The 9541-nt window shown below is 62.9% G+C and carries 10 protein-coding genes and 1 pseudogene; 4 read left to right on the top strand and 7 right to left on the bottom strand.

The genetic code is table 11. From position 1 onward, the window contains the following. Both H7C86_RS13560 and H7C86_RS13555 read right to left on the bottom strand, forming a co-directional pair. A pseudogene (locus H7C86_RS13560) lies at window positions 1-325 on the bottom strand (DUF222 domain-containing protein); the annotation flags it as partial. A 92-nt stretch (window positions 326-417) separates the two neighbouring features. Next, window positions 418-915, bottom strand: coding sequence for a helix-turn-helix domain-containing protein (locus H7C86_RS13555; RefSeq protein ID WP_031333093.1), 498 nt, complete (start codon window positions 913-915; stop codon window positions 418-420). Window positions 916-973: 58 nt separating this feature from the next. On the opposite strand from H7C86_RS13555, the gene H7C86_RS13550 reads away from it, so the two are divergent. Both H7C86_RS13550 and H7C86_RS13545 read left to right on the top strand, forming a co-directional pair. Next, complete coding sequence (locus H7C86_RS13550; protein WP_070386336.1) at window positions 974-2389, top strand: MFS transporter; 1416 nt, start codon at window positions 974-976, stop codon at window positions 2387-2389. Beyond that, the gene (locus tag H7C86_RS13545; RefSeq protein WP_020906649.1) at window positions 2386-3555 is read left to right on the top strand and encodes a thiolase family protein; all 1170 of its coding nucleotides are present in this window, start codon (window positions 2386-2388) and stop codon (window positions 3553-3555) included. Before H7C86_RS13550 ends, H7C86_RS13545 begins: the two co-directional genes overlap by 4 nt. A 28-nt stretch (window positions 3556-3583) precedes the next feature. On the opposite strand, the gene H7C86_RS13540 is transcribed toward H7C86_RS13545, so the two are convergent. Continuing rightward, window positions 3584-4240: a class I SAM-dependent methyltransferase gene (locus tag H7C86_RS13540; RefSeq protein ID WP_003944335.1), complete on the bottom strand. Its 657-nt coding sequence runs from the start codon at window positions 4238-4240 to the stop codon at window positions 3584-3586. A 240-nt stretch (window positions 4241-4480) separates the two neighbouring features. On the opposite strand from H7C86_RS13540, the gene H7C86_RS13535 reads away from it, so the two are divergent. Further along, window positions 4481-5422 (top strand): DUF808 domain-containing protein, encoded by a 942-nt coding sequence (locus H7C86_RS13535; RefSeq protein WP_021343516.1) that lies wholly within the window; start codon window positions 4481-4483, stop codon window positions 5420-5422. Here H7C86_RS13535 and H7C86_RS13530 read toward each other — a convergent pair whose 3' ends face one another. Further along, complete coding sequence (locus H7C86_RS13530; RefSeq protein ID WP_070386337.1) at window positions 5423-6373, bottom strand: YafY family protein; 951 nt, start codon at window positions 6371-6373, stop codon at window positions 5423-5425. It abuts the gene before it with no gap. A 64-nt stretch (window positions 6374-6437) separates the two neighbouring features. Here H7C86_RS13530 and H7C86_RS13525 point away from each other — a divergent pair, with 64 nt between their 5' ends. After that, window positions 6438-6902, top strand: a complete 465-nt coding sequence (locus H7C86_RS13525; protein WP_029254754.1) for a pyridoxamine 5'-phosphate oxidase family protein — start codon at window positions 6438-6440, stop codon at window positions 6900-6902. Here the strand turns inward: H7C86_RS13525 and H7C86_RS13520 are convergent. From H7C86_RS13520 to H7C86_RS13510, 3 genes are all read right to left on the bottom strand, one after another. Continuing rightward, the gene (locus tag H7C86_RS13520; RefSeq protein WP_019749454.1) at window positions 6892-7821 is read right to left on the bottom strand and encodes a cation diffusion facilitator family transporter; all 930 of its coding nucleotides are present in this window, start codon (window positions 7819-7821) and stop codon (window positions 6892-6894) included. The genes H7C86_RS13525 and H7C86_RS13520 overlap by 11 nt on opposite strands. Before the next feature lie 90 nt (window positions 7822-7911). Then, on the bottom strand, window positions 7912-9057 hold the full coding sequence (locus tag H7C86_RS13515; RefSeq protein WP_019749453.1) for an aromatic acid exporter family protein: 1146 nt from the start codon (window positions 9055-9057) through the stop codon (window positions 7912-7914). Continuing rightward, complete coding sequence (locus H7C86_RS13510; RefSeq protein ID WP_003944361.1) at window positions 9044-9460, bottom strand: DUF3151 domain-containing protein; 417 nt, start codon at window positions 9458-9460, stop codon at window positions 9044-9046. The genes H7C86_RS13515 and H7C86_RS13510 overlap by 14 nt, the downstream gene beginning before the upstream one ends. Between the last annotated feature and the right edge of the window lie 81 nt (window positions 9461-9541).

Here is a 9541-nt window from a genome sequence, read left to right as displayed (position 1 = left end):
GTGGATGCTGACAAAACGACGCCACCTGCCGGGCTTTCAACGCATCCACATCACCGCGGTGAAACGCATCCGCCACAACAGGTTCGAGCATCAACAACCGCGCCAAACCGACCAGCAAGCTGCACTCACCGATCTCCAAATTCGTCGAACCGTGCAACCACCGCGCGATCGCCCGAAAACCCTTCCCGCCGAGAACCTCACGGGAAAACATTTCCACGATCAGCAACACCATCCGCGACTGCAACTCGTGCCGGACACGCACCAGATCGAGAACCTCACTCTTAAGGCCCTCACCATCCAGCTGCCACGCTTCCCGACTGTCCATACCGAAATCTTAATCGAACATACTTTCGATAACCAGGGACATAACGGACAACTTCAAGAAGACCTACACTCGAGAGCTGTTGAGATGCATTGCTATTCGCGCAACCGCCGACGCGATTCGTTGACAGAGACTCGCAACTCCCCCAACGGCACTTCACGACCCGACTCACTGCGCACCTCGACACGAACACGCTCACCAGTAGCGTCGTCAGCCACCTCCAACGGTCCGCCTTTTCCGCCGTGCAGATACTTGTCTCCCCACTGCATCAGCGCAAGAACCGCCGGCAGCAGGTCACGACCCTTCTCGGTGAGCACGTACTCGTGCCGCGTCCGCTTTCCAGGCTCCTTGTACGGCACACGCTCGAACAGTCCCGCCTCCGTGAGTTCTTTCAGCCTTGACGACGCAACCGCCTCGGTAATGCCGACTCGCGACGCGAAGTCGTCGAAACGCGTTGTGCCGTAATAGGCCTCTCGCAGAATGAGCATCGCGGACCGGGTGCCGACCACTTCCATCGCCCGCCCGATCGAACAGTGCGTGGCCCGCCAGGCGTCGCGATCTTCGAGCACTCCGGTCAGTCGTACAGCGTCCATGCAATTCACCATACCCCCTGGCTTGCCATAACCATAGCCAGAGTCTAGATTTCTGACTATGGAACTTCATAGCCAGCCAGTGCGGACTGGGCCGCTCCTCGCAATTCTGTCGGGAGCGCCGTTTGTCGCCAGCCTCGATCTTTTTGTGGTCAACGTGGCCTTCGGCGACATCGCCAAGAGCTACCCGGGCCACTCACTCGGCGAGTTCAGTTGGATTCTCAACAGCTACGCGATCGTCTACGCCGCGCTTTTGATCCCCCTCGGACGCTGGGCGGACCGGATCGGGCACAAGCGCGCCTTCATCGCCGGCCTCGCACTGTTCACCCTCGCCAGCGCCGCCTGCGCTTTCAGTCCGTCATTGTGGGCACTGGTGGCATTCCGCATCGTTCAGGCAGTCGGCGCCGCAGCACTCACCCCGGCCAGCCTCGGCCTCCTGATCAGTGCACTCCCGGCTGCGAAACGTCAATCCGGCGTACGCATCTGGGCGGCAGCCGGCGCGGCCGCTGCGGCATTCGGCCCCGTCGTGGGCGGCATTCTCGTCGAGGCGTCGTGGCGCTGGGTCTTCCTGATCAATGTTCCAGTCGGGATCGTATTGCTCTACTTCGCAGTCCGACTCGTCCCGGATACAACACACAAGGACTCCGATGCCGGGATCGACTTCGTCGGCGCCGCCCTCCTCACCGTCGGAATCGGCTCTCTCGCGCTGACACTCGTCCAGGGACCTGATTGGGGATGGACCGACAACCGCGTTCTGATCGCCTTCGCCGTCGCCGTCGCGACCCTACTTTCGTTCTGGTGGAGCAACTCTCGCCATCGCACTCCGTTGATTGCTCCCGATCTTCTGAAGATCCGCTCCTTTGCCTGGTCCAACGTCACCGCCATCTTGTTCAGCGCGGCATTTGCTGCCGGACTGCTCTCGAATATCCTCTGGCTGCAAGAAGTTTGGGGATACTCGGCATTGCGCACCGGCTTCGCCGTCTCGCCGGGTCCGCTTCTGGTTCCGCTGTTCGCGATCGCCGGTGGATCGCTTTCGCGCAAGTACTCGGCGGGACGCGTCGCCGCACTCGGCAGCCTTCTGTGGGCAGTCGGAACCGTACTCGTTCTCGTCTCGGTTGATTCGACGCCCAACTACGCGACCGGACTCCTGCCGGGCTGGATCATCGCCGGAATCGGTGTCGGCCTTGCCCTGCCGACCATTCTGTCGCAGGCCACGGCGGATCTTGCACCGGCCCGATCGGCCACCGGTAGCGCTATCGTCAGCATGAGCCGACAGATCGGAACCGTTCTCGGCGTGAGTGTTCTGATCGCGGTTCTCGGCTCCTCCGTCGACCCCGACACCTTCCGCCAGGCCTGGTGGGTGATCTTTGCCGTCGCGCTTGTGTCTGCCCTGGCATCGCTGGGAATGACGCCTGCGACCACACCCACCCCAGTTGTCCCTGCTGAATCCGCCATCCCTGAAAGGAATTTGTCATGAGAGACGCAGTTATCGTCGAAGCCGTTCGCACTCCGATCGGCAAGGGAAAGGCGAACGGCGCCCTGCACGGCATCAACGCCGTCGACCTCCTCGCCCACAGCCTCAAAGCGGTAGTCGAGCGCACCGGGATCGATGCCGCGCTGATCGACGACGTCATCGGCGGCGCGGTCAGTCAAGTCGGTGAACAGAGCCAGAATGTCACTCGCACTGCCCTTCTCGCCGCCGGCTACCCTGAGTCGGTACCGGGAACCACCGTCGACCGACAGTGTGGAAGTAGCCAACAAGCAGTTCATTTTGCTGCTCAGGGCGTTATTGCCGGTGCGTACGACATCGTTGTTGCTGCCGGAGTCGAGTCGATGAGCCGAGTGCCGATGGGCTCGAGTAGCGTCGGGCGCGAGTCACTCGGTGTAGGTTTCGAAGAGCGCTATCCGGACGGTCTGGTACCGCAGGGCATCAGCGCCGAATTGATCGCTGCCAAGTGGGGACTGAGCCGCACCCAACTCGACGAATTCTCGGCGTCGAGTCATCGGAAAGCCGCGCTGGCAACCGAGAGTGGTTACTTCACCAAGGAACTCGCCACGCTCCCGCAACTGTCGGTCGACGAGGCCGTCCGCCCCGGCACCACGGTCGAGACCCTTGCCGGCCTACGGACCGCCTTCGAATCCGACTACTACGCCCAGCGATTCCCACAGATCGACTGGTCCATCACCGCGGGCAACAGCAGCCCGCTTTCGGACGGCAGTTCGGCGGTGATGATCACGACCAGTGAGATCGCCGCGAAACTCGGCCTCACCCCGAAGGCACGGCTGCACAGCTTCGCTGTCGCCGGCGACGATCCGCTGTACATGCTCACGGCGGTCATCCCGGCCACCGAGAAGGTCTTGGCCCGTGCGGGGTTGACGATCTCGGACATCGATCTGTTCGAGGTCAACGAGGCCTTTGCTCCCGTCGTCCTCTCGTGGGCAGCGGACACCGGCGTCGACCTGTCCAAGGTGAACGTCCACGGCGGCGCCATCGCGCTCGGCCACCCACTAGGTGGCAGCGGAACGCGGATCATGACCACCCTGGTCAACGCGATGGAGCAGCGCGGCGCGCGCTACGGACTCCAAACCATGTGTGAGGCAGGTGGGCTGGCCAACGCAACCATCCTGGAGCGCTTGGGCTGAGCGGTCACCGCTGGACGGCACTCGGACACTAGTGACCGAGTGCCGTCCATTCGGGATCCGGCTTGCGCGCAACGACCCGGAACACGATTCCACCCCGTCCACTGCGCTGCACCTCGTCGATCAGGAAGCCTGCGTTTTCGAGGTATCCGACCGGTTCGCGGGTGAGGTGATCGGCACCGAACCGTACAGAAAGCGGTTCGACGGCCTTCATCAGCGCCCGTACAACCGTGTTGGTGCTCGGCCCGTGCTCAGCGAGCACGAATCGACCACCAGGCACCAGCACTCGAAATGCTTCGCTGGCAACTCGGTCCGGATCGGGGATCGTGCAGAACGCGTAGGTGGAGACCAATGTGTCCACGCATTCGTCAGGAACATCGAGTGCTTGCACGTCTCCGAGTCGTAGGTCGACTTCGGTCTTCACTCCCTCGGAGACCTTGACCCTGGCCTGATCGAGCATCGCAGTCGAGATGTCCACGCCGATGACGTAGTCGACGTCGTCCCCGTAGAGCGGCAGGTTCAGCCCGGTGCCCACGGCAATTTCGACCACGCGCCCATGCGCCTGATCTACAGCCCATTTCCGGGCGTCACCGAGCACAAAGCGCTCGAAGCGCCCGATCTGTCGGTCGTAGTGCGCCGCCATTGCGTCGAAAGTCTTGGCGACCTGTGCAGTGTCTGGTTCACGCATAGTGCCCCGTTTCGATCGATCTTCTGTGCAGTCTTACACGCGAGCACCGGGTCGGGAAGACCTTTCGTGACGAAGAGCGACCGGCCGCGCGACGCAGTCCCTGACGGATGACCCCGGTATCGTTCCAGGTGACCTGACCTCACCAACGACCATCATGGATAGAGACCTCGTGCGATCAAGTAACTGCGTCACCGGATCGGTCCGGCCACCTTTTTCCACTGATTCCACTGGAGGTCTGTGATGGCCGGAGGACTCTTCGCCCTGCTCGACGACGTCGCAGCCCTGGCTCGTATGGCTGCCGCCTCCATCGACGACGTTGCCGCCGCAACCGGTAAGGCGACCGCCAAAGCGGCAGGCGTCGTCATCGACGACGCAGCCGTCACGCCGCAGTACGTCCGTGGGCTCGCGGCCGAACGCGAGTTGCCCATCATCAAGCGCATCGCCATCGGATCGCTGCGCAACAAGCTGCTGATCATTCTTCCGATCGCTCTGCTGCTGAGTCAGTTCCTCCCCTGGCTGCTGACGCCACTGTTGATGGTCGGCGGCTGTTACCTCAGCTACGAAGCGGTTCACAAGATCTGGGGTGCAGTTTTCGGCCACGGTGACCACCACGAGGCCGCCGACGAGCATCCTCGCGACGAAGAAGCAGTGGTTTCCGGCGCAGTCCGCACCGACCTGATCCTGTCCGCCGAGATCATGGTGATCGCCCTCAACACCATCGCGGGCGAAGGTTTCTGGAGCCGGTTGGTGATCCTTGCCGTCGTGGCGGTCGTCATCACCGTGGTCGTCTACGGCGTCGTCGGACTGATCGTGAAGATGGACGACATCGGATTGAAGATCGCCGAGACGTCGTCTGGCTTCACCCACAAGGTCGGCCGAGGCCTCGTTCGCGGCATGCCTCACGTGATGTCAGTGCTCTCGGTGGTGGGTACCGCCGCGATGCTGTGGGTCGGTGGCCACATCCTGTTGGTCGGCATCGACGAACTGGGCTTCCACCCGCTCTACGACGCCGTTCATCACGGCGAAGAAGCAGTCAGTGACATCGCCGGAGTCGGCGGGGTACTGGCGTGGATCGTCAACACCCTTGCGTCGGCGGCACTGGGTCTGGTGGTCGGCGCCATCATCGTCGCAGCTCAACTGGGTATCACCCGCCTGCTCGCAAAGCGTTCTGCAACGGCCTAGTCACTGCGAGTTGTGGCGGAGCACCATCTGCTCCGCCACGACGCGCAGTCCTTCACGCAACGACCGTGGCTCGAGCGCTTCGACGTCCGCTCCCAAACCGATCAACTGCGAGAGCGCAACAGCTTCGCTCTCGAGTTTCAGCTCGGCATTCACCCATCCGTCGTTGTCCTCTGGCCCCACTTCGACGGCAGCGGCAAGCTCGCCCACCACATCGGGGAGCCGGCGCCTGCCCTCTGGTGACAACCGCACGCGACACTCGAAGCGAAGCAGCGAACGGTCGAACTCGGCCATCGACGCCGCCCACCACGACGGCAGGTCGAAATCCACCGGCCGAGTGAACGAATCATCTTCTACCACGGCATTTTTGATGCGCCCGACTCGAAACGACAGCGTTCGACCGTTCATCCCCGCCACCAGATACCAAACACCGGCTTTGATGACCAGACCCAGCGGATCGACCGTCCGCTCGCGATCGCGATAGGCGAAGCGCAGTCGACGCGAGTCCAGCACAGCGGATGTGACGATCGGAAGCGCAGAGATGTCGTCGACGCCGCCGAACCAACCCGGAACGTCCACGAGAATGCGGTCCTGCCACAGTCGTGCACTCTCGCGGAGGGGACCGGGCAGGGAGCGGAGCAGTTTGGCCCCCGCCGAACCGACGGCGTCGGATCGCCCGAGATCTGCAGCGATGGACGGCACGCCCAACAGCATGAGTGCGGACGTCTCGTCGTCCGTCATACCGGACAGCTTGGACTGCCAACCGTCGAGCAGACGGATGCCACCACCGGGGCCGCTCTCGGTCCAGATCGGCACGCCGGCAGCCGACAACGAGGCCACGTCGCGGTAGATCGTCCGCACCGAAACGCCGAACTCTTCGGCCAACTGATCGGCGATAACGCCGCGACTCCCCTGCAAACGCAGCATGAGTTGGAGCAACCGCGCGGATCTCATGGACCGAACATTACCGAGAATCACTGACAGAAGTTGTCAGGAATAGGGGTGCACAATGACCGTCATGGTCACTTGGAAGCAGTTCTCCGAAGAAGTACCCGCTCTTGCCGACGCGGTCCAAGCACGATTCAAAGCCCACAAGCATCACGTCCTCGCAACGCTGCGCAAGGACGGTTCACCGCGCGTGAGCGGCACCGAAGTCGAAATCCTCGACGGGCGTCTGGTCCTCGGTTCGATGTTCGGCGCACTCAAGGCGAAGGATCTCATCCGTGACGGGCGCTACGCCCTACACAGCAATCCCGGTGAGCACACCATGGAGGGCGGCGATGCGAAGATCGCCGGAATCGCACGCGAGGTGACCGGCGACGAGTTCGAAGCCGTGCTCGCAAGCTACACCTACGAGGTTCCGAAACCCCTGCACCTCTTTGTCCTCGACATCGACGAGGTGGTGCACACGACGGTCGACGACGAGCACATGTACGTCGATCTCTGGAAGCCGGGCAAGGAGATCACCCGCTTCACCAAGTGACGTTCTTCTCGCAATGCTCGCCGTTGGCACACGATTCCACCTGAACGGTGGCGTGGGAAAGACCGTGACTCTCGAGGACGGTGCGCGCGGATTCCAGAACGTTCGACGAATTCGCGTCACTGGTCAGGTGGACTGTCGCGACATCCATGCCGGTGGTGAGCGTCCAGACGTGTAGGTCGTGAACACCCATCACGCTCGGCAGCGCCGCCAGGTCGGCCTCGACCGCTTCGACGTCGACGTCGGCCGGCGACGCCTGCGTCAGAATGCGCAGCGATGCTGCGGCCAGTTTGATCGCACGCGGCACCACCCAGAGCGAGATGAGAACACCGACGACGACGTCCGCCCACGTCCAGTTGAACAGCAGGACAAGGCCACCGGCGATCAGAACTCCGACGCTACCGACGGCGTCTGCAAGCACTTCGAGGTACGCGCCACGCACGGCCAGGCTGTCCTTGGAATCGCCGCGCAGCATCAGCATCACGACAATGTTCGCGGCCAGACCGGCGGCCGCAGTGATGATCAGGGCGCCGCCCGGGATCTCGGGTTCATTACCGATGCGGCCGATTGCCTCGTAGAAGACCCAGGCGGCGACGGCCAGCAGCATCACGGCATTCGCCATGGCGGTCAGCACTTCGGCGCGGTGCCAACCGAAGGTCCTGGCCGCGGTGGTGCTGCCCTTCTTCGCGAGCAGCAAAGCCGTCAATCCCATGGCCATGCCCACCACGTCGGTGAGCATGTGGCCGGCGTCGGCAAGCAGCGCCAGCGAGTTGATCAGAATGCCGACCGTAGCTTCGAGTACGAGAAATGCAACGAGGATCGCAAGCGCGATCGCCATTTTCTTGATGCGTTGCGGTGACGGCCCTACTCCGACCGAATCTGCTGCCGAGTGGCCGTGTGAATGGCCGTGCCCTGCTCCCATTTGTCCTGTTCCCTCCCAAGTCCTTCTCAGAGCATATGCATACATTCGCATACATACAATGAGTTGCTCAGTGAGCGGGAAAGGCAGAGGTCAGTGATCCGGCTCGTACGCCGGGTGCGGCACAGTGGGCGGCAGAGTGGCGATCGACGAGATGCGCTTCATGCCTGCTACCTGCAAGAGGTCGACCACCAGCGATCGAATCTGGGCAAACACCACCGTCGAGGACAGGCCTGCGTTCTCGACTATCGCCGGTTTCAGTTCCTTCGCCACCGAGCGCAGGACGCGCGCTGCCTCGGCCTGATCAGGCTGCTCCCCCGGCTCCGCCAGGATCATGTCCTTGAGAACTTCGACGGCTTTCGACAAGCGCTCGACCTGAGCCACCAGACGAGGATCGAGGATCTCGTCGTCCCTGACCAACGTCAACGAACGACGCGCGAGCACTCGAATGTTGCGCATCGCGTTGTCGATGGGATCGGCTGTCGCCATGAGCCTTTCGAGGCGCGGTCGACTGTTCCAGTACAGCGGGGAGATTCGGCTGATCTCGCGCCCGCCGAGGAGGTTGCTGCGCAATCCGTCGATGGCACCCTGAGTTGCGCGCGCCTTCTGCAGCGCCTTCACGATCGGGTCCGGGTCGTTCGCGACGAGGCCGTCTGCCACCAGTTGCAGTACCTCTGACGCTGTTCCGAGGATCGATGCAGCATCCTTGCGTGCGCGTCGTACCGGGTGCGTGGGGATGATCGCGACCACCGCGATGCCCACCAAACCACCGACAAGGGCGTCGATCATGCGATCGGGCCCGCCGCTGCCGCCCGGTGGGATCAGCGTCGCCACCAGCACGGCCGAGTTTCCGGCCTGCATGGAGAAGATCGGCCCGCTGTTCAGTAGCACCGCGACGGACATCGCCAGCACGACAACCAAACTGATCTGCCAGGGTCCGCTCCCGATGCCGGAGATGATCAGGTCACCGATTCCGATACCGACCGTGACACCCGCAACCAACTCGAACGAACGTCGTAGTCGGGCGCCCAACGACAGACCGAGCGAGACCACGGCGGCAATCGGCGCGAAGAACGGCGCATGGTGCCCGATCACCGTAGTGGCAACCCACCACGCCAATCCGGCCGCCAAGGCACATTGAATGATCGGTAGCGCCGACGTCTGAAGCCGACGCACCGATTTGCGAGCACGGTCCTTGATACCGGCCCGGCTCGGACGGAAACTGCTAACCGAGGCCAAGCGCTTCGGCGGCGTTGGGATCGCAATCTTCGAGCAGATCTAGGCAGCGTGCGTACTCGTCGGCCTCACCGATCGTCTTCGCGGCCTTGGCCAAGACAGCGACGCAACGGAGGAATCCGCGGTTCGGTTCATGGCTGTAGGGCACAGGACCGAAACCCTTCCAACCGTTACGACGCAGTTGGTCGAGTCCGCGGTGGTAGCCGGTACGCGCGTAGGCGTAGGCAGTGATGGTTTCGCCCTTGTCCAGGGCAGCCTCGGCGAGGTAGGCCCACGCGATGGAGGCAGTGGGATGGTCGGCCGCGACCTGGGCCGGGTCAGCGTGGTTGAGCAGTGCCGATTCCGCCTCGTCGTCGCCGGGAAGCAGAGTGGGCTTGGGTCCGAGCAGGTCACCGAATTGGGTCATGCGCTCATTGTGCCCGCTACGCCTTTCTGCCACAGGACCGCCTCGCCGACGGTCGGAGTTATGCCCGGTACATACCGGTCG

The organism is Rhodococcus sp. UFZ-B548, from assembly GCF_903819475.1.
Classification (GTDB): Bacteria; Actinomycetota; Actinomycetes; order Mycobacteriales; family Mycobacteriaceae; genus Rhodococcus_F; species Rhodococcus_F erythropolis.
Note: the sequence above shows the minus strand (reverse complement) of the source record. Positions and strands in the feature narration are given on the sequence as shown.

What these genes read in the sequence shown, in the direction of transcription:
- H7C86_RS13555 (WP_031333093.1), bottom strand. Translation starts at nt 915, where the DNA reads ATGGACGCTGTACGACTGACCGGAGTGCTCGAAGATCGCGACGCCTGG.
- H7C86_RS13550 (WP_070386336.1), top strand. Translation starts at nt 974, where the DNA reads ATGGAACTTCATAGCCAGCCAGTGCGGACTGGGCCGCTCCTCGCAATT.
- H7C86_RS13545 (WP_020906649.1), top strand. Translation starts at nt 2,386, where the DNA reads ATGAGAGACGCAGTTATCGTCGAAGCCGTTCGCACTCCGATCGGCAAG.
- H7C86_RS13540 (WP_003944335.1), bottom strand. Translation starts at nt 4,240, where the DNA reads ATGCGTGAACCAGACACTGCACAGGTCGCCAAGACTTTCGACGCAATG.
- H7C86_RS13535 (WP_021343516.1), top strand. Translation starts at nt 4,481, where the DNA reads ATGGCCGGAGGACTCTTCGCCCTGCTCGACGACGTCGCAGCCCTGGCT.
- H7C86_RS13530 (WP_070386337.1), bottom strand. Translation starts at nt 6,373, where the DNA reads ATGAGATCCGCGCGGTTGCTCCAACTCATGCTGCGTTTGCAGGGGAGT.
- H7C86_RS13525 (WP_029254754.1), top strand. Translation starts at nt 6,438, where the DNA reads ATGGTCACTTGGAAGCAGTTCTCCGAAGAAGTACCCGCTCTTGCCGAC.
- H7C86_RS13520 (WP_019749454.1), bottom strand. Translation starts at nt 7,821, where the DNA reads ATGGGAGCAGGGCACGGCCATTCACACGGCCACTCGGCAGCAGATTCG.
- H7C86_RS13510 (WP_003944361.1), bottom strand. Translation starts at nt 9,460, where the DNA reads ATGACCCAATTCGGTGACCTGCTCGGACCCAAGCCCACTCTGCTTCCC.